The following is a 17,628-nucleotide window of genomic DNA, read 5'->3' on the forward strand; positions in this document are numbered from 1 at the left end:
ATAGTTGCGCACATGGAGCCGATCATCGAGGCAGCGATCAACGAATGGCACGAGAGCGTCAATGCCGGTGACCTGCGGCGATCGGCGGACGCGGTCGGTGATCCGGTCGTCGTCCTCGGGCCCAAGGGGGCAGGACCGATCACGTCCGAGCAGTTCGCCGACTGGGTGGGCCGGTCGGGGATCAGGCTGGAGCCGCGCTCGTGGCATCCGGTCAGCGACCGGCTGATGGTGGTGGAGGAGGACGCGACCTGGCCGGAGAGTACGGGGCCGACCCGGGTGGCGACCGTGTTCCGGGTGGGCGGCGGCCGGGTCACCGCGGCGCTCCGGCTTCCCGACCTGAAGTCGGCGCTCGAACTGGCCTACATCTGCCGCGAAATGGCGGCCACCGAATGAGCGGCGAAGGTCCAGGCCAGGTTCTGTTCGCCTTCGTCCGGTATTGGTCGCGCCGCTCGACGGACGGCGAGCCGGCCGACCAGGGCAGGCTCGTCCTGGCCTGCGAGGCGGTCCACTCCCTGGCGAGGCGCGGGGCCGAGGTGACGGTGAACGCGATCGCCGCCGAGATCGGCATCGACCAGAGCGGTGTGTCGCGACTGGTCAAGAGCGCGATCGAGGAAGGCCACCTGACCATGGAGGCGTCACGGAGCGATGGGCGTCGTCGCGAAGTTTCGCTGACCGCGGCGGGCCGGTCGATGCTCGACCAGGCATACCGTTGGCAGGAACAGGTTTTCGATCAGCTCACCGTCGGCTGGAGCGAGAAGCGGCGTCGCGAATTCCAGCGGGGCATGAGCGACCTCATCGAGCGCTCCCGTCTGCTGGCTGCTCCGCGAGGTGGGTGACGAGGCGGCTGAAGCAGGACTGCCAGCCTTCGTTGTGGCTGTCGCGTTCCGCCACGGTCTCGAAGATCGCCTGGTGGAACGTCATTTCGGTCTTGCCGTCGAGGTCGGAGAGGCTGACCGTGACGAGCGTGTCGTGCCCCCGGAAACCTGCCGGCTCTTCCCAAGCGAAGCTGAAGACGAGCCGCTCCGGCGGGACGATCTCGTGGTAGACACCCGACGCCCACAGGTCGGTCTCGCCGTCGCTCATGCAGATGCGCCACTTGCCGCCCTCGACGAGGTTGACGGTGCAGGAAGTGGCGGTGAACCCGGTCGGGCCCCACCAGTGCGCGAGGTGGTCCGGGTCGGTCCAGACGCGGAAGACGAGGTCGCGGGGCGCGTCGAGGAGACGGGTGATCGTCAGGTCGGTCATCGGTTCTCTTCCGCAGGGGCAATCAACCACAAGGTTAATCAACGTACTGGTTGAACTGTAGTGGTCGTGTCAAGCGGTGAGGCGCGACTCGCGTGATTAGAGGCGTAACTCGCGTGATTAGAGGCGTAACTCGCGTGCTTGGGGGTGTAACTCGCGTGATTAGAGGCGTAACTCGCGTGGTGCCGGGTGTTCCGCCTCCAAGCACGCGAGTTACGGCTGGAAGCACGCGAGTTACGGCTTGGCGCACGTCCGGAACTCGCCGCGAGTGTCGGTGCCGGTCAGTACGGTCGCGGTCATGACCCTTCGCTCGGCACTCTGGCTGCCGATCTTCGACGAACTGGCCGATCCGGTGATCATCGCGCGTCTCGCCGCCGAAGCCGAGGAAGCGGGCTGGCACGGGCTGTTCGTCTGGGATCACGTCCGCTGGCGTGAGCCGGTGCGGGCGATCGCCGATCCGTGGATCACCCTCGCCGCCGTCGCGTCCGCCACCGAGCACCTCGCCATCGGACCGATGGTGACGCCGTTGGCCCGCCGCCGTCCGGTCAAACTCGCCCGGGAGACCGCCACCCTCGACCAGTTGAGCGGCGGGAGGCTGATCCTCGGCGCGGGGCTCGGCAGCGACCGCTTCGGCGGCGAGTTCTCGAAGACCGGCGACGAACTGGACGACCGCAAACGCGCCGAGATGCTCGACGAGTCGCTCGAAATCCTCACCGCCGCGTGGTCCGGTGAGCCCGTGCGACACCACGGCGCGCATTACACAGTCGACGACATCACCTTCCTGCCCCGGCCGGCGCGCCCGATCCCGGTGTGGCTGGCGGGTTTCCCCGGGAAGGCGAAGCCGATGCGCCGGGCGGCGCGGTACGACGGCTTCTTCCCGGTGCACCTGCCGCACGCGGACGAGTTCGCGGAGGTGGTCGAGACGATCACCGCGTTGCGCGAGGACGACGGGAAGCCGTACGACTTCGCCATCGGTGTCCCCGCGGGTACGGATCTAGCGCCCTACGAACGGGCGGGCGCGACCTGGTGGATGGCCGAATTTCCCTGGGACGACCTGTCCGCCGACGCGGTGCGCGGCGTGCTGCGGGATGGACCGGCTTGACCCAACCTTTAATAACTCTTTACCAAGTGCGATACTGGACCGGCGAGGGGAGTACTTCCCAAGGGTCTGCCCGGTCAATACGGACGCTCCGCTGGTGTCCCCGGGAGACCGCCCCGCAGGGGTGAAGGAGACCTCGAACTTCGAGTTCGAGGAGGCTCCATGCCCGAGTCCGTGGCAACCGTGGGATCGCCGGGGTTGTGGGCGATCAGCATCGCCGTCCTGCTCGCGCTGCTCGTCGCCGATTTCGCCGTGACCCGTCGCCCGCACGAGGTGTCGATGCGGGAGGCCGCCGGCTGGTCGGTCTTCTACCTCGCGCTCCCGGTCGTGTTCGGGCTCTGGCTGTGGCTCGAGTACGGGGGCGGCCAGGCGCTGGAGTTCATGACGGGTTTCGTCGTCGAGAAGTCCCTGTCGGTCGACAACCTCTTCGTCTTCATGCTGCTGCTCGCCGCCTTCGCGGTCCCCGCGGAAGTGCAGCAGCGGGTGCTGCTCTACGGCATCGTGGGCGCGCTGGTGCTTCGCGGTGTGTTCATCGCGGCCGGCGCCGCGATGCTGTCGGCGGGCACCTGGGCGTTCCTCGTCTTCGGCGTGATCCTGCTCGTCTCGGCGGTCAAGATCCTGCGCGAGGCCATGTCCGGTGGCAAGGACGAGTTGGATCTGTCGAAACTGCGGTCGGTCCGGTTCCTGCGACGGCTGATGCCGGTCACCGACGACTATCGCGGCACCCGGCTCACCGTGCGTGAACACGGGCGCCGCGCGCTCACCCCGCTGGCGGTCGTCGTCGTCGCGGTGTTCGCCACCGACGTGGTGTTCGCGGTCGATTCGGTACCCGCGGTCTACGGCATCACCGAAGACCCGTACCTCGTGTTCGCCACCAACGCCTTCGCGCTGATGGGCTTGCGCGCCTTGTACTTCGTGCTCCACACGGCGCTCGCGAAGCTGGTCCACCTGAACCACGGCCTCGCCATCATCCTCGCCTTCATCGGGGTGAAGCTGGTCCTGCACTGGGCACACGGGATCTGGCCGTCGGTGCCGCAGGTCCCCACCCCGGCCTCGCTGGGCGTGATCGTCGCCGTCCTGGTCACGGTTTCGTTCACCAGCCTGTACGCGCGCCGCCGTGAAGCCGCCCGGACGGCCAAGGAGTGAGTGATGATCACCGCACTCGTCGTCGGCTTCCTGATCGATCTTGCGGTGGCCGCCCTCTTCCTGGCCGCGGTGTTCCTGGTGTTCGGGGCGATGCGGCCACCGCGGCCGCCACGCGACCCCTGATCTTGGGACGGCGGACAAGCCGGGCGTCCAGACCGGCGGCATGTCCGGTACAGCCGGTAGGCTCCGGGAGGTTGAGAAGACAGCCGTCTTCTGTTCGTGCGCCGGACAAACCGGTGAGGAAAGGTGGCTGTCCGTGTCCAACGCCGTGCGTTACGGCGAGCAGTCTCCGCCTCGTAGGTCTTCCTTCCAGCCGACCCGGTTGCATGTCCTGCTGATCGAGGACGACGACGGCGACGCGCTTCTGGTCGAAGAGATGCTCGCCGACGCCGCCGGCAGCCTGGAACAGGTCGTGCTCGACAGGGTGACGACGCTCCAACGGGCACTCGAGCGCCGGATCACGGCCGATTGCGTACTGCTGGATCTCCAGCTTCCGGACGCCACCGGCCTGACCGGTCTGACCCGGCTGCGACAGCATGCTCCGTCGACCGCGGTGATCGTCCTGACCGGGCAGGAGGACGAAGCCACCGGAGTGGCGGCGCTGGGTGCCGGCGCCCAGGACTACCTGGTCAAACAGCATGTCGACGGCAGCCTCCTGGCACGGACCCTCCGGTATTCCTGGGAACGCAGTCGCGCCGAACGCGTCGAGCAGCAGCTGCTCCAGCATCAGTTGCTGGCCAGGGAGAACGCGCGTCTCGAACGCGGCCTGTTGCCGACCCCGCTGGTGACCGATCCTCGTCTCAGGCTCGCGGTGCGGTACCGGCCGGGGCGGAACGGGGCCTTGCTGGGTGGTGACTTCTACGACGCCGTCGAACTCCCCGACGGCACGCTCCAGCTGGTCATCGGGGACGTGTGCGGACACGGTCCGGACGAAGCGGCGCTCGGTGTCGCGCTGCGGATCGCGTGGCGTTCGGTCGTGCTCGCCGGGCTGCCGATGGCGGAAACCCTGGCGATGGTGGAGAAGATGCTGGAACACGAGGCACTGGGCCCGCTGTTCGCCACCGTCTGCATGATCACGGTCGCGCCGGACCGCCGGTCGCTGAAGATGGCGCTGGCCGGTCATCCGCAGCCGCTCCTGATCGACGAGTCGGGCGGCAGGCTGCTGTCCAGGGAGAAACTCGGCCCGCCGCTGGGTGTCGTGCCGGGTATCGGCTGGCAGGAGCTCACGGTGCCGATCGGACCGCGATGGTCACTGTTGCTGTACACCGACGGACTTTTCGAAGGACGTGTCGAAGGCAGCGGGGAACGGGTCGGGCTCGAACGGATGGCCGCCGCCGCACTGAACAGCCTGAAGGCCGAAGGCGGTTCCGACTCGGCGCTCGACCACCTGATCAGCGAGATGGACGTCCTGCACGGCGGGCCGTTGGACGACGACGTCGCGCTGGCGCTGCTCACGTTCGACTCCGGGGAGCAGGCCCGATGAAGTCCGTTTGGTCGATCAGCCGCTGGGCCGCGCTGTCCGGGGTGATCGCCGTCCTGCTGCTCGGCGGCGCGATCGTGGCCGGGTCCCTGGCCTTGACTAACCTCACCGACTCGCGCGCCAGGCTGCTGGACGTCACCGGTCCGCAGGTGCTGCGGTCCAACTCCCTCGCGACCGCGATGCTGAACCAGGAAACCGGTGTCCGCGGCTACATCCTGGCCGGGCGGAGCGAATTCCTGGAGCCGTACCGGGAGGGATTGCGAGCACAGGACGTGTCCGTGGCCGAGTTGCGCCGGCTCGGCGTCGTTCCGGGGACGGCGGCGGGCGACGATCTGGACCGGGTGCTGAACGCCGCCACGGCCTGGCGCAGGACGATCATCGAGCCCTTGCTCGTCGGCGCTCCGGCCACCGGCGAGCTGGTGGACGCGAGCAAACCGCTGTTCGACGAGGTCCGCGCTTCGCTGAGCGTCCTGCAGAACCGGCTGGAGGCCGAACGGCTGGACGCGCGCGACGACCTGTCCGCCTCGGCCGACGTCCTGCGCGTGATGCTCATCGTGATCGCGGTCCTGCTCATCGGCGCACTGGCTCTGGTCTTCCTGGTCCTGCACCGGAAACTGATCCGGCCGATCCGGCAACTGGCCGTCGAGGTCCGTGACGTCGCGCAGACCGACATCCACCGCGCGGTCCGTGGTTCCGGTCCGAAGGAGATGCGCGAACTCGCGTCCGATGTGGAGTCGCTGCGTTCGCGGATCCTCGACGAGGTCGCGGAGCTGGAGCGGGCGCAGGAACTGATCGTGACCCGGACGCGTGAGCTGGAGCGGTCGAATTCGGATCTGGAGCAGTTCGCCTACGTGGCCTCGCACGACCTGCAGGAGCCGCTGCGCAAGGTGGCCAGCTTCTGCCAGCTGCTCCAGAAGCGGTATCAGGGGAAACTGGACGAACGCGGAGACCAGTACATCGGTTTCGCCGTCGACGGCGCGAAACGGATGCAAGCGCTCATCAACGACCTGCTCGCCTTTTCGCGCGTCGGCCGCCGTCCGGGGGAGAACGTCCTCCTGGAAACCGGCGACCTGCTGGAGACCGCGCTGGGCAACCTCGAAGACGCGATCAGCGAGTCCGGTGCCCGGGTCACCCACGGTGAACTTCCCGTGGTGCGAGGCGAGAAGACCCTCCTCACGGCGGTTTTCCAGAACCTCGTCGGCAACGCGATCAAGTTCCGCGGTGAGGAGCCGCCGGAGGTCGAGATCGTCGCGGAACGTGACGGCGAGGACTGGCGGTTCTCCGTCACCGACAACGGAATCGGCATCAACGACGAGTACGCCGAGCGGATCTTCGTGATCTTCCAGCGCTTGCACGGCCGCGGGGAGTATCCGGGTACGGGGATCGGACTCGCCCTGTGCCGCAAGATCCTCGAACACCACGGCGGGACGATCTGGCTGGACACCACCGTCCAGGCCGGGACCCGTTTCTGCTTCACCCTGCCCGCAGCGCAGCACGCCGACGAAGGAAACGAGCGACCATGACCGAGTCACTGGAACCGATCCACATCCTGCTGGTCGAGGACGACCCCGGTGACGTCCTCATGACGCAGGAGGCGTTCGAGCACCACAAGATCCGCAACACCCTTTCGGTCGTTTCCGACGGCGAGCAGGCACTGCAGTTCCTGCGCCGTGAAGCACCGTACGAGGACGCGCAACGGCCGGGGCTGATCCTGCTCGACCTCAACCTGCCCCGCAAGGACGGCCGCGAAGTGCTCAGCGAGGTCAAGGCGTCGCCGGAACTTCGCACCATCCCGGTCGTCGTGCTCACCACGTCCGAGGCCGAAGAGGACATCCTCCGCAGCTACGACCTGCACGCCAACGCCTACGTCACGAAACCGGTGGACTTCGACCGGTTCATCGACGTGGTGCGCCAGATCGACAACTTCTTCGTCACCGTGGTGAAACTGCCGCGCTGACTCAGGGGAACCGGATCACGGTGATCCCGGCGAGCACGAAGAAGACGAGCACCACCAGGGTGCCGCTCTGCCCGCCCGATGAACTGGTCACCACCTGTTCGACGGCACCGGTCAGCCGCACGCCGCAGTCGGCGACGACGGTGTGCCTGCCCGCCTCGATCCGGGTGAACTCGACGGCCGCGGTGAAGGCACCGGTGCCGTCGGCGTAGGCGCCGCCGACGCGCTCGCCATCCGACGTCAGCGTGACCCGCTCGCCGGGCGTGCATCCTTTGCCGGTCGCGGACAGCGCGTCGCCGGGGCGCACGCTCGGCCGGTCGAGGATCAGGTCGTCCGGGCCCGGCGGCGTGCTGCTCGATGACGGGACGTCTGGCGGCGGCGGGGGAGTGTCCGTTGTGGACGGTGGCGTCGTGGGCGGCGTCGTCGTGGTGACCGGGGTGGTCGGAGTGGTGGTCGTCCCGGGTCTGGTCGGAGTGGTCACCGGGGCGGTCGGCTTCGTCGTCGCGGGCACCTTCGTCGTCGGCGGCGCCGTGGTCACGGTCCCGGTCACCTGGAAGGTCGCGCTGCCGGTCAACGGCTGACCGGTCCGCGCGTTCGTGCACGTGCCCGTGACCGGGTGGCCGCCGGGAGTCGCGTTGCCGGGCACCGTCGCCCCGATCTGTCCGCTGGGGGCGCTGACCGACGTAATGGCCATTCCTGCCCAGGTGAAAGAAATCGGGCCTTTGCACGGAGAGAAATTCCAGGAAATGGTGAACGAACTCCCCGCGGGGCCGCTCGAAGGTTTCAAACCAACCGTGGACAGATAAGGAGACTGCTGCGCGTTTCCCGCTCCCACCTGGGAAATCAGGAACAACAACCCGGTCACGGTGCCGAATATCAGGCGAACCACGATACGCATTGGGACGTCCCTCTCCGGTCGGTACTCGCTGTAGTATTCCGGCCCGTCGGATAACGCGAACAGGGGATGCGCAAAATGGGACGTGTCATCGCGGCAGGGGTTGCGTTGGGTCTGTGCGCGGTCCTCCTGGGCTCGTCACCGGCGGTCGCGGACGGTGGCGGACTCGACCTGGCCGTCACCCTCGACGACCGGCCGATCACCAACGCCACGGTCGTGATCGATCCGGCGAAACCACTCGAACTCACCGTCACGGCGACCAACAGCGGCGGGACCGCGGTCAAGATCCGTAGCGTGCGGGTGTCCGGCGTGGCGCTCGCCTTGACCTTCTTCGCCTACGACACCACGGCGCCGTTCGAAGTCCCCGCGCACAGCCGCGTCACCAGGACCTTCGTACTGGATATGGCCGACCTCTCCGGTCAGGCGATCGGACTGCTCCCGTCGACGGTCGAACTGCTGGACGCCCAGCGCGGAACCCTCGGCGAGGCGGCCACGGTCGCCGACATCCGCGGGTCCTTATGGTCGGTCTACGGCGCTTTCGGCCTCGCGATGCTCGTGCTCACCGTGCTGGCGTGGCTGACGGCCCTGCTCGCGCTCGCCCGCCATCGGCTTCCCGCCAACAGGTGGCGCCGCGGTCTGCGTTTCCTGCCCGCCGGATTCGGCACCGGGCTCGTCGCCGTCGTCTCGCTGTCGGTGCTGCGGCTCGTCCCGCCGGAGCCCGCGATCGAGATCCCCGTGGTCCTCGGCGCCGCCGTCATCGCGTTCCTGCTCGGCTACCTGACGCCGCATCCCGCGCCGGCTCCCGCCGGTGACGAGACGGTCCGCTTTCCCGACTCCACCAAGGAATTCAACCGATGAGCGCACCCGCCGAGGTTGTCGCCGCGCTGCCGCAGTACGAGATCGGGCCCGCGATCGGCCAGGGCGGGATGGGGGTCGTCTTCGCCGGCGTCCACCGTTCGCTGCGCCGCGACGTCGCCATCAAACAGTTGCCGTGGGACGTGCTGAACCACGCCGTCAGCAGCGAACTCTTCGACCGCGAAGCGCGGGTACTGGCCAGCCTCGACCACCCGCATATCGTGCCCGTGTACGACTACGTCCGCACCGGCCGCGAGCACCTGATGGTGATGGAACGCCTCGACGGCGGCACGGTGCACAGCCGCTTCCACAGCGGGGAGATCGGCGGGGAGCAGGCGTGCGCGATCGGGCTGGCGATGCTCGCCGGGCTCCACGCGGCGCACGAAGCGGGCGTGCTGCACCTGGACGTCAAGCCGAAGAACCTGCTCTTCACCACCCAAGGCGTGATGAAAGTGGCCGACTTCGGCATCGCGAAGGTGATCAGCGAGGGCGCCACCCTCGTCACGCACGGCGGCGAAGTCCTCGGCACTCCCGCTTACATCGCGCCGGAGCAGGCCATGGGCAACGCGCTGAGCCCGGCGGCCGACGTCTACTCGGCGGGCACGGTGCTCTACGAACTGCTGTCCGGGAAGCTGCCGTTCGACAACACCCGCGGCGCGATCAGCATGATGCGCCAGCACATGTTCACCGATCCGCGCCCGATCGACGGCGTGCCGTCGCCGATCGCCGGGGTCGTCATGCGCAGCCTCTCGCGCGAGCTCGACTCCCGGTACCGCGACGCGGAGACCTTCGCCGCCGACCTCGCCTCGGCCGCCACCGCCGTGTACGGACCGGGCTGGCTGGAACGTTCGCGGGTGCCGGTGCGGCACCTCACCCCTCGGGTCATCTCCGCGTTCGGCGTGCCCACGCCGACGGGAGACGGCCCGACACGGCCAGTTCACCGCCCCGCGCCGGATCCGACGCTGTCGGCGACTCGCGCGAACTTCGAGCCCGGCTCCCGGCCCGGTTCGGTGCTCTGGTTCCGGCTGGCCGCGGCGGTCGCCGCGATCGCGCTCGTGGTGCTCACCCTGCTCACCCCGGAACGGCTGCCGCACGAGGCCACGACACTGAAGATCGACGGCGTCGGCGCCTCGTCCGCGCCCCTGGACCTCAGCAAGACGTTCGCGGTGACCGGGGAGGGACGCCCGGAACAGGTGACCCTCGACCTTTCGGCCGCCGGGATCCCGCTCGGTTCCGCGTCGGCGGTGCCGAAACCCGAGGGCGAGGGATTCCGCGCGGATCTCGCTTTTCCCGGGCTCACCCGCTGGATCGCAGGCGGAGCCGTCACCGCGACCTTGACGGCCGACGGCGTCCCGAGGACGTTCACCGTCGTCACCCGGCAGCATCCGCTCGCGAGCGCGCTCGGCGCGGGCAGCCTGATCCTCGCCCTGTTCGCCTTGGCGTATCTGGAATCCGGGCTGCGGACCATCCGGAACGGTCACCGCTGGCGGGGCGCGCTCGTCGGCGGCCCGGTGCTCGGCCTTCTGTTCGGCGCGACGGCGTGGCTGTGCGTGTCGGTCCTGCGAGTGCACGAGCCGACGGTGCTTTTCGGTGTCGGCTGTTCGATCGCGGGTGCCGTGGCGGCCGGTTTCGTGGTCGCGGCGGCGCGCGCCCGGCACACGCGCTGAATCCCCGGGGGCGGCCGCCATGGGCCGCCCCCGCTACGGGATCACGACTTGCGGCGTTTGCCGTCGTCGTCGGTGACCTCGAACTGTTCCTTGCGCACCTTGCCGGAGATCGTCTGGTCCTCGGTGACGGTCTCGGTCTTGAGCCTCGCCCGCTCCACCGCGACGGTTTCCTTGTTCACCACCGGTTTCTCGGCGTGGAGCACGACTTCCTGCTCGTCCTCGCCGATCTCGGCGCGCTCGCCGCCCGGTTTCGTGATCGGCTCCCGTTCGATCCGCACCTCCTCGTGGCTGACCGGCACGGTGACCTGCTGATCCTCGGTGACGACGTACTTGCGCAGCCGGACGTGTCCCGTCTCGACCTGCTCGGTGCCGACGTTCAGCCGTTCCTCGGACCGCGTCATGGTGGGCTCGGCGTCCCGGCCCTTCTTGCCGGTGTCCGTTCCCGTGTCCATACCGGCCCTGGTCCGGCCGGCGTCGTCCCGGTCCCTGCCCCGGCCCTGCGCCCGGTCGTCCATCCGGCCGTCCGGCGAGGTCCGCGGCATCGGCAACCCGTAGTGCTTGTAGAGCTGCGCGCTCTCCTCGGCGGACAAGTGGCCGTCGGCCTCGATACGAGGCGCGTCGGTGACCGCGTCCTTGTCGACGCGGACGTGCACACCGTCCTGGTCCGCGTGCGCCCCGGAGAGCGGCACGAAACTCTCCTTGGTGCCGAACAGGCCCGTCTTCACGGTGATCCATTCCGGCTGGCGAGTCGCGTCGGCGAGGTAGACGTTGCCCACCTTGCCGAGCTTGTTGCCGGTCGGGTCGACCACGGCACTGTCGATGAGTTCCTGCGGCTGCATGGTCTTCGCCATCGGTCCCGCTCCTCTCGGAAGATGCCTGCTGAGAAGCCCACCGTCGAACGGTCCGGTGATCATGGCAACCGTCGTGGTGCACCTGTGGGTGACCCCGGAAAGTGGTGGTTTGAAGCCACGATCACGGGCTAGGGGCGGCGTGTCGTCGCAGGTGAATGGGGGTCTCCGGGAGGTGACCACGGGTCGTGGGGGATGGCGCGAACGTGTGATCACGAAAATCGGATGCGGGCTCCGGAGACGTGACCTACCCTCGTGATCGTGATGCAGCAACTGCTGTTCCTCTGAGGAACGACGCCTCCACCGGTACCGCGAGCCGCGATACCGGATCTCGTTCTTCCTGCTCATCACTTCACCGGAGGCAGTTCCTTCATGTCATCCCCTCTTTCGCCCGCGCCTGTGCGCGCGGCGCACGTCCGCCTGTCCGGCGTCCACCTCTCCTTCGGGGGACGGCCCGTCCTCTCCGGGGTCGACCTCGTCGCCGGTGCCGGCGATCGCGTCGCCATCGTCGGGGAGAACGGTCGCGGCAAGACCACCCTCCTCCGGGTACTCGCCGGTGACCTGGCCGCCGACCGCGGCGAGGTGCACCGTTCCGGGTCGGCCGGCGTCGCAGACCAGCAGATCCCGCTCGGGCCGGACGACACCGTCGGCGCGTTGATCGACCTCGAACTGGCGGCCGTCCGCGGCGCGCTGGCCCGGCTCGAGGCCGCCACCGAGGCACTCAGTGCCGGACATCCCGGAGCCGAAGACGCCTTCGCCGCCGCACTCGAAGAAGCCGACGCCCTCGACGCGTGGGACGCCGACAGGCGGGTCGAAGTGTCACTGGCCGCCTTGAACGCCGTGGACGACCGCGACCGTCCACTCGGGACGCTGTCGGTCGGGCAGCGGCACCGGGTCCGGCTGGCCTGCCTGCTCGGCGCCGGACACCCGGTCCTGCTGCTCGACGAGCCGACCAACCACCTCGACGCGGCCGGGCTCGACCACCTCACCGAGCGGTTGCGCGCCCATCCGGGCGTGGTCGTCCTGGTCAGTCATGACCGGGCCCTGCTCGCGGACGTCGCCACCACGGTGATCGACCTCGACCCGTCGAGCGACGGACGGCCGCGCGTCTATGGCGGCGGGTACGCGGCCTATGTGGAGGCCCGTCAGGCCGAACGCGCCCGCTGGGAGTCGGCGCACGCCGACCAGATCGCCGAGCGGCAACGGCTGGCCGACGACCTGTCCGCGGCGCGGAACCGGTTGCGCGACAACTGGCGGCCGCCCAAGGGCACCGGCAGGCACGTCCGCGCCACGCGCGCGCCCGGGCTGGTCCGCGCGGTCCACCGGCGGCAGGAAGAGCTGGCCGAGCACGTGGTCGCCGTTCCGCCGCCGCCCGCCCGGTTCGCCATGCCCGAGCTACCGGCGCACGGCGGCGCGACGCTTCTCCGCGCCGCCGGGGTGACGGTGGCCGGGCGGCTCACGCGTCCGGTCGACCTCGCGCTGGAAAGCGGCGACCGGCTGGTCGTCACCGGCCGCAACGGCGCGGGAAAGTCGACGCTCCTGGCCGTGCTGGCCGGGGAACTGGAGCCGGGGACCGGCACGGTCACACGTTCGCGGTCCGCGCGGATCGGCAGGCTGGGCCAGGAATCCGACCTGCCGGGCAGGCGGACGGCGATGGAGCTGTACGACGAACAGCTCGCCAGGACCGGGATATCCGGGCCGGGGCTGGGCGAGCTGGGTCTCCTCGCCGGCTACGACCGGCACCGGCCGGTGGCCGAGCTGTCGGTCGGCGCCCGGCGGCGGCTGGACCTGGCGCTGGTGCTGGCCCGGCGCCCGCACGTCGTGCTGCTGGACGAGCCGACCAACCACCTCTCCGCCGCACTCGTCGACGAGCTGACCGCCGCGCTCGAAACGACCCCGGCGGCGGTGGTGATCGCCACGCACGACCGGCAGTTGTCACGGGACACGGAGTCCTGGCCGAGGTTCGCGTTGTGAGCCGTCAACCGCGGTGGGCGAGGGTGTAGCGCACGGTCTGCGCGAGCACCACGCTCCCGTCGTGGGGGGGGGGGGGGGGGGGGGGGGGGCGCCCCNACGGGACACGGAGTCCTGGCCGAGGTTCGCGTTGTGAGCCGTCAACCGCGGTGGGCGAGGGTGTAGCGCACGGTCTGCGCGAGCACCACGCTCCCGTCGTGCTCGCGGAGCGGTTCGAGCTCCGCGAGCACGGCCCGGCGCACGGCGTCGAGGCGGTCTTCCGGGACCAGCTCCCAGAACATCCGCTGGCCGTGCGACCAGGACCAGGTGATCCAGTGCCCGGGGTCGGCGAACTTCACCGGATAGACGCGTTCCACGGACGTGACACCGGTGAAGCCCGCCGACTCCACGGCCTGGCCGAATCCTTCGATGGTGGCGAACAGGCCCGACCTGACGGCCAGTGTCCAGGCCAGCTCCGGCGGAACGAACGGTTTGAACACCTCGCGCACGGCCGCCCACCGGGGATCGTCGGCGCCGAACGTGGTGACGCCCAGCCTGCCGCCGGGCGCGAGGAGGCGATGCCAGGACCGCAGGCCGGCCACCGGATCCGGCAGGAAGAACACCACGAACGACGCGAGGACGGCATCGAAGGCGGCGTCGTCCAGCGTCGGTTCTTGGGCGTCCATAAGGGAAACCGAGGCGTTGACTCCGCGCGACTCGATGTCCTTCGCGGTGCGCTCGATCATCTCAGCGGAAAGGTCGATCCCCAGCACCGATCCTTCCGGGCCGACCCGCTCGGCCGCCGGGAACAGCACCGCGCCCCGCCCGCAGCCGACGTCCAGCACGCGCTCACCGGGGACGAGCCCGGCCCGGTCGAGCAGTTCCGTGGCGAACGCACCGAAGAAGTCGACGCCGAGCGCGTCGTAGGTCTCCGCCGTCCGGTCGAACAGCCGCGCCATCGCCTGCCGGGTGTAAGCGCTCATGCGCAGGACGATGACCCCGCGAAAACTCTGTTGTCAAACGGATGCGGGGGATTTGTCATGCTGGTTCGAGCGTTGGTGCGCGGAGTTCGTCCCGGCGTGCCGGTTTCTTCCGCCGGCCGGGTGGCCCCTGCGCCGCCCCTGGCGATCATGTCGCGAAAGCCACTTTCGAGACGTCTGATGTCCCGAAAGTGGCTTTCGCGACACGCGCGCTCACGAGGTTCAGCATTGGCGACTTCCCGTGATCAGATGGACGACACGCTTGATTGGACGGACGACACGCGAAACCGCATTCGCGCACCGGCGGCACCTGAGCCACCACTCAATAGAAGGCGCGGGAGACCTGCGAAAGCACGATGAGCCCGCAGACGATCAGGTTCTTGTACTTGTGGTCCACCAGGATGGCCACGAATTCACGAAGGGTGGCGCTCGGCCAGAAGTACCAGGCCGTCGGCGATCCGATGACCTGGCCGTTCACCTTGGCGCGGCGGGCGATGAGGGCGGCGCGCAGCACGTGGAAGTTGTTCGTGACCACCGTGCACCGGTAGTCGGCTTTCCGCTGCTCCATGATCTCGGCGCTGAAGGTGAGGTTCTCGAACGTCGTCCGCGAGCGGTCTTCGAGGAGGATCCGCTCCTTCGGCAGCCCGTTCTCGACCAGATAGGCGGCCATGGCGTGGGACTCCGGCAGGTCCTCGTCGGGTCCTTGCCCGCCCGAGGTGACCACCATCGGCTCCCGGCCGCGTCGGGCTTCGGCTTCGATGACGCGTTTGGCCCGGTTCAGGCGGCCCGCCAGCAGCGGCGGCACCCGGTGCCCGTCCAGCAGGCCCGAACCCAGCACCACGACGAAGTCGATGCCCTTTTCGGTGCGGATGCGGCCGTAGACGATCGAGTACAGGAGAAAACAGACGAAAAGGAACGAGAAGTAGACGACGAGTCCGTTCAGGATGCCCCGGACGATGTCGAGCGGCTCCCAGGCGAGTTGGGTGACCGTCGCGTTGAAGACGATCAGCGCGCAGATGCCGAGCCCCGTCAGCAGCGAAAGGACGTTGGCCAGCCGCCGCCCCTCGCGGCGCAGCATGGTGATCCCGTTGCAGATCAGGAAGACCGTCAGCGCGAGCACCGTCGGGACGATCATCAGGATCACCCCGACCGCGACGAAACCCGCCGCCTCGGGGGAGACCGAGGCGAGCAACGCGATGAACGTCACGCCGAGGAACAGCAACGCGAAGAAGAGATAGAAGCCGTTCCGCAACCGGCGCCGGTCGCGAAGGAAGCTCACGAGGAACGCCGCACAGCACAAGGCCGCGATGGCGAAGGGGATTGCAGCGGCCTTCACGACAACTCCAGCCTGGGGACGATGCGGGCACTCGGGTGTCGGCACGCGGCGGCATTCAAGCACACGACGGAGCCGCCGAAGGCGACCTCTCGTTGGTGTGTCGCTTTTCCCGACCCGAGTGGGTCAACGGGCGCGCTGCACCGGCCGCTCGTCCCACACCGGTTCCGCGGTTTCGCGCACGTACCCGTCCGAGCCGAACACGAGATACCGGTCGAAGGAGCGCGCGAACCACCGGTCGTGCGTCACCGCGATCGTGGTCCCCTCGTAGGCTTCCAGCGCCTGCTGCAGTGCTTCCGCCGACGCGAGGTCGAGGTTGTCGGTCGGCTCGTCCAGGAGCAGGATCGTCGCGCCGCCGATCTCCAGCAGCAGGATCTGGAACCGCGCCTGCTGACCGCCGGACAGCTTCTCGAACCGCTGGTCGCCCTGGCCGTCGAGTTCGTAGCGGCGCAGGATGTTCATCGCGGGCCCGCGGCTTCGCGCGTGGTCGGTCCAGAGGATGTCGACGAGCGTTTTCCCGAGCAGTTCGGGGTGGGCGTGCGTCTGCGCGAAATGGCCGGGGACGACGCGGGCACCTAGTTTCCACAATCCGTCGTGGGCGACGTCTTCGCCCGCCAGCAGCCGCAGGAAATGCGATTTGCCGGAGCCGTTCGAGCCGAGCACCGCGACCCGTTCGCCGTAGAAGACCTCCAGATCGAAGGGTTTCATCAGGCCGCGGAGTTCGAGGCCTTCGCAGGTGACGGCGCGGACACCGGTCCGGCCTCCGCGCAGGCGCATGGTGATCTTCTGTTCGCGCGGGGGAGCGGCGGGCGCTCCGGCCTCCTCGAACTTCCGCAGCCGTGTCTGCGCGGCGTGATAGCGCGAAGCCATCTCGTCGCTGCGCGCGGCGTACTGCCGCATGTCGGCCACGAGTTTCTTGAGCTGGGCGTGCTTTTCGTCCCAGCGACGGCGGAGTTCCTCGAAGCGCTCGAAGCGTTCCGCGCGGGCCTGGTGATAGCTGTCGAAACCGCCGCCGTGCACCCACACGTCGCCACCGGCGGGCCCGGGTTCGACGCTGATGATCTTGTTGGCGGCCCGCGCGAGGAGCTCCCGGTCGTGCGAAACGAACAGCACGGTCTTCTGGGTCTCACGCAGCCGCTCTTCCAGCCACTGTTTGCCGGGGACGTCCAGATAGTTGTCCGGCTCGTCGAGCAGGAGCACGCCGGACCCGCCGAGGAGCAGCGCCTCCAGCACCAGCCGCTTCTGCTCACCGCCGGACAGCGTGCGCACCTCACGCCAGCGCGCCTTTTCGTACGGCAGGTTGAGGGCCGCCGTCGTGCATTTGTCCCACACGACTTCGGCTTCGTAGCCGCGAGCGTCGCCCCAATCGCCGAGCGCCTGCGCGTACGCCATCTGGTTCGCTTCGTCGTCGCGTTCCATCAAGGCGAGTTCGGTCTCGTCGACCGCGCGGGCGGCGGCGCGGAGTGCTTCCGGCGACACCGAGACGAGCAGATCCCGCACCGTCCGTTCGTCGCGCACCGAGCCGACGAACTGGGGCATCACCCCGAGCCCGCCGCTGATGGTCACCGATCCACTGGTGGGGGAGAGCTCCCCCGAGATCAGCCGCAGCAACGTGGTCTTGCCTGCCCCGTTGGCGCCGACGAGCGCGCAGACGCTGCCCTCACCGACGCGGAACGAAACGTCGTCGAGGAGCAGCCGTCCGTCGGGCAGGTGGTACTCGACGTGTGCGACCTCGACGTGACCCATCTCGACAGCCTGCCCGCGCGATCGGGAGTCACGCAACGCAATATCTCCGGTAGTGTCGGTGACGTGGAGCGAACCTACTTCGGCGTGCGGCTCAAGCTGATGCTTGCGCTGTTCCTGCCCGGGTTGTTCGTCGTGCTCCCGGTCGTCGGCGGGATCAACCCGCTCGGCCTGGCCGCAGCCCTGACCGCGTCCCTCGCCGCCGTCCTGCTCGCGCTCGCGGCGCATTTCCGCCTGGAACCCGCCGCCGCCGCGATGCGGGTGCGCGCCATCAGCCTGCGCGAACGCGCACAGCTGTTCTTGAGCCTGCGCGACCCCGACGCGCGTGGCCGCGTGCGGCCCCGGGCTCCGTCACCGGGCATCGCGACTGCCTGACCCTTCCGTTCGAAGGTGAGGCAGTCACTCCTGCCCACCCACCTTCGACCGACGGAGTGAC

At 69.0% G+C, this 17,628-nt stretch carries 19 protein-coding genes; 13 read left to right on the top strand and 6 right to left on the bottom strand.

Annotated features, from left to right (window positions below; all coding sequences use genetic code 11):
• Positions 1-12: 12 nt before the first annotated feature.
• Positions 13-393 carry a hypothetical protein gene (locus tag ACXIZN_RS08785; RefSeq protein ID WP_457953517.1) on the top strand — a complete coding sequence of 127 codons (381 nt, stop codon included), beginning with the start codon at positions 13-15 and terminating at the stop codon, positions 391-393.
• A complete protein-coding gene (locus ACXIZN_RS08790) occupies positions 390-836 on the top strand; it encodes a MarR family winged helix-turn-helix transcriptional regulator (RefSeq protein ID WP_457953519.1) in 447 nt (148 codons plus the stop codon). Before ACXIZN_RS08785 ends, ACXIZN_RS08790 begins: the two co-directional genes overlap by 4 nt.
• On the opposite strand, the gene ACXIZN_RS08795 is transcribed toward ACXIZN_RS08790, so the two are convergent.
• Positions 793-1,245, bottom strand: coding sequence for an SRPBCC family protein (locus tag ACXIZN_RS08795; RefSeq protein WP_457953520.1), 453 nt, complete (start codon positions 1,243-1,245; stop codon positions 793-795). The two genes, ACXIZN_RS08790 and ACXIZN_RS08795, sit on opposite strands and share 44 nt — an antisense overlap.
• 295 nt (positions 1,246-1,540) lie before the next feature.
• On the opposite strand from ACXIZN_RS08795, the gene ACXIZN_RS08800 reads away from it, so the two are divergent.
• The 5 genes from ACXIZN_RS08800 to ACXIZN_RS08820 all read left to right on the top strand — a co-directional run bounded on the left by ACXIZN_RS08800 (position 1,541) and on the right by ACXIZN_RS08820 (position 6,924).
• Positions 1,541-2,344, top strand: a complete 804-nt coding sequence (locus ACXIZN_RS08800) for an LLM class flavin-dependent oxidoreductase (RefSeq protein ID WP_457953522.1) — start codon at positions 1,541-1,543, stop codon at positions 2,342-2,344.
• 159 nt (positions 2,345-2,503) lie between these two features.
• Positions 2,504-3,487, top strand: a complete 984-nt coding sequence (locus tag ACXIZN_RS08805) for a TerC/Alx family metal homeostasis membrane protein (RefSeq protein WP_257486058.1) — start codon at positions 2,504-2,506, stop codon at positions 3,485-3,487.
• 256 nt (positions 3,488-3,743) lie between these two features.
• Positions 3,744-4,970 carry a PP2C family protein-serine/threonine phosphatase gene (locus ACXIZN_RS08810; protein WP_457953524.1) on the top strand — a complete coding sequence of 409 codons (1,227 nt, stop codon included), beginning with the start codon at positions 3,744-3,746 and terminating at the stop codon, positions 4,968-4,970.
• Complete coding sequence (locus ACXIZN_RS08815) at positions 4,967-6,490, top strand: sensor histidine kinase (protein WP_457953526.1); 1,524 nt, start codon at positions 4,967-4,969, stop codon at positions 6,488-6,490. The genes ACXIZN_RS08810 and ACXIZN_RS08815 overlap by 4 nt, the downstream gene beginning before the upstream one ends.
• Entirely contained in the window at positions 6,487-6,924 is a 438-nt protein-coding gene (locus ACXIZN_RS08820) for a response regulator (RefSeq protein WP_126734288.1), read from the top strand. The genes ACXIZN_RS08815 and ACXIZN_RS08820 overlap by 4 nt, the downstream gene beginning before the upstream one ends.
• Position 6,925: 1 nt before the next feature.
• On the opposite strand, the gene ACXIZN_RS08825 is transcribed toward ACXIZN_RS08820, so the two are convergent.
• Positions 6,926-7,228 (bottom strand): hypothetical protein, encoded by a 303-nt coding sequence (locus ACXIZN_RS08825; protein WP_185927189.1) that lies wholly within the window; start codon positions 7,226-7,228, stop codon positions 6,926-6,928.
• 40 nt (positions 7,229-7,268) lie between these two features.
• Between ACXIZN_RS08825 and ACXIZN_RS08830 the strand changes: the two genes are divergently transcribed.
• The 4 genes from ACXIZN_RS08830 to ACXIZN_RS08845 all read left to right on the top strand — a co-directional run bounded on the left by ACXIZN_RS08830 (position 7,269) and on the right by ACXIZN_RS08845 (position 10,338).
• Positions 7,269-7,502 (top strand): hypothetical protein, encoded by a 234-nt coding sequence (locus tag ACXIZN_RS08830; RefSeq protein WP_457953527.1) that lies wholly within the window; start codon positions 7,269-7,271, stop codon positions 7,500-7,502.
• A gap of 54 nt (positions 7,503-7,556) precedes the next feature.
• Complete coding sequence (locus ACXIZN_RS08835; RefSeq protein WP_457953529.1) at positions 7,557-7,727, top strand: hypothetical protein; 171 nt, start codon at positions 7,557-7,559, stop codon at positions 7,725-7,727.
• A gap of 167 nt (positions 7,728-7,894) precedes the next feature.
• Positions 7,895-8,674, top strand: a complete 780-nt coding sequence (locus ACXIZN_RS08840; RefSeq protein ID WP_457953531.1) for a hypothetical protein — start codon at positions 7,895-7,897, stop codon at positions 8,672-8,674.
• On the top strand, positions 8,671-10,338 hold the full coding sequence (locus ACXIZN_RS08845) for a protein kinase domain-containing protein (protein ID WP_457953532.1): 1,668 nt from the start codon (positions 8,671-8,673) through the stop codon (positions 10,336-10,338). Before ACXIZN_RS08840 ends, ACXIZN_RS08845 begins: the two co-directional genes overlap by 4 nt.
• 41 nt (positions 10,339-10,379) lie before the next feature.
• Here the strand turns inward: ACXIZN_RS08845 and ACXIZN_RS08850 are convergent, their stop codons facing one another.
• Positions 10,380-11,189 (bottom strand): DUF2382 domain-containing protein, encoded by an 810-nt coding sequence (locus tag ACXIZN_RS08850; protein WP_457953534.1) that lies wholly within the window; start codon positions 11,187-11,189, stop codon positions 10,380-10,382.
• Positions 11,190-11,558: 369 nt separating this feature from the next.
• Here ACXIZN_RS08850 and ACXIZN_RS08855 point away from each other — a divergent pair, with 369 nt between their 5' ends.
• Positions 11,559-13,160 carry an ABC-F family ATP-binding cassette domain-containing protein gene (locus tag ACXIZN_RS08855; RefSeq protein ID WP_457953535.1) on the top strand — a complete coding sequence of 534 codons (1,602 nt, stop codon included), beginning with the start codon at positions 11,559-11,561 and terminating at the stop codon, positions 13,158-13,160.
• A gap of 137 nt (positions 13,161-13,297) precedes the next feature.
• Here ACXIZN_RS08855 and ACXIZN_RS08860 read toward each other — a convergent pair whose 3' ends face one another.
• The 3 genes from ACXIZN_RS08860 to ACXIZN_RS08870 all read right to left on the bottom strand — a co-directional run bounded on the left by ACXIZN_RS08860 (position 13,298) and on the right by ACXIZN_RS08870 (position 17,195).
• Complete coding sequence (locus tag ACXIZN_RS08860; protein ID WP_457953537.1) at positions 13,298-14,119, bottom strand: class I SAM-dependent methyltransferase; 822 nt, start codon at positions 14,117-14,119, stop codon at positions 13,298-13,300.
• Positions 14,120-14,438: 319 nt separating this feature from the next.
• Positions 14,439-15,452, bottom strand: coding sequence for a YdcF family protein (locus ACXIZN_RS08865; protein ID WP_457953539.1), 1,014 nt, complete (start codon positions 15,450-15,452; stop codon positions 14,439-14,441).
• A 123-nt stretch (positions 15,453-15,575) separates the two neighbouring features.
• Positions 15,576-17,195, bottom strand: a complete 1,620-nt coding sequence (locus tag ACXIZN_RS08870) for an ABC-F family ATP-binding cassette domain-containing protein (RefSeq protein WP_457953541.1) — start codon at positions 17,193-17,195, stop codon at positions 15,576-15,578.
• Positions 17,196-17,258: 63 nt separating this feature from the next.
• Between ACXIZN_RS08870 and ACXIZN_RS08875 the strand changes: the two genes are divergently transcribed.
• Entirely contained in the window at positions 17,259-17,567 is a 309-nt protein-coding gene (locus tag ACXIZN_RS08875; protein WP_457953542.1) for a DUF6412 domain-containing protein, read from the top strand.
• Positions 17,568-17,628: the final 61 nt, after the last annotated feature.

It is taken from the genome of Amycolatopsis sp. TRM77291 (assembly GCF_054166285.1).

What these genes read in the sequence shown, in the direction of transcription:
- ACXIZN_RS08845 (WP_457953532.1), top strand. Translation starts at nt 8,671, where the DNA reads ATGAGCGCACCCGCCGAGGTTGTCGCCGCGCTGCCGCAGTACGAGATC.
- ACXIZN_RS08790 (WP_457953519.1), top strand. Translation starts at nt 390, where the DNA reads ATGAGCGGCGAAGGTCCAGGCCAGGTTCTGTTCGCCTTCGTCCGGTAT.
- ACXIZN_RS08860 (WP_457953537.1), bottom strand. Translation starts at nt 14,119, where the DNA reads ATGAGCGCTTACACCCGGCAGGCGATGGCGCGGCTGTTCGACCGGACG.
- ACXIZN_RS08800 (WP_457953522.1), top strand. Translation starts at nt 1,541, where the DNA reads ATGACCCTTCGCTCGGCACTCTGGCTGCCGATCTTCGACGAACTGGCC.
- ACXIZN_RS08870 (WP_457953541.1), bottom strand. Translation starts at nt 17,195, where the DNA reads ATGGGTCACGTCGAGGTCGCACACGTCGAGTACCACCTGCCCGACGGA.
- ACXIZN_RS08820 (WP_126734288.1), top strand. Translation starts at nt 6,487, where the DNA reads ATGACCGAGTCACTGGAACCGATCCACATCCTGCTGGTCGAGGACGAC.
- ACXIZN_RS08795 (WP_457953520.1), bottom strand. Translation starts at nt 1,245, where the DNA reads ATGACCGACCTGACGATCACCCGTCTCCTCGACGCGCCCCGCGACCTC.
- ACXIZN_RS08815 (WP_457953526.1), top strand. Translation starts at nt 4,967, where the DNA reads ATGAAGTCCGTTTGGTCGATCAGCCGCTGGGCCGCGCTGTCCGGGGTG.
- ACXIZN_RS08840 (WP_457953531.1), top strand. Translation starts at nt 7,895, where the DNA reads ATGGGACGTGTCATCGCGGCAGGGGTTGCGTTGGGTCTGTGCGCGGTC.
- ACXIZN_RS08785 (WP_457953517.1), top strand. Translation starts at nt 13, where the DNA reads ATGGAGCCGATCATCGAGGCAGCGATCAACGAATGGCACGAGAGCGTC.
- ACXIZN_RS08855 (WP_457953535.1), top strand. Translation starts at nt 11,559, where the DNA reads ATGTCATCCCCTCTTTCGCCCGCGCCTGTGCGCGCGGCGCACGTCCGC.
- ACXIZN_RS08805 (WP_257486058.1), top strand. Translation starts at nt 2,504, where the DNA reads ATGCCCGAGTCCGTGGCAACCGTGGGATCGCCGGGGTTGTGGGCGATC.
- ACXIZN_RS08850 (WP_457953534.1), bottom strand. Translation starts at nt 11,189, where the DNA reads ATGGCGAAGACCATGCAGCCGCAGGAACTCATCGACAGTGCCGTGGTC.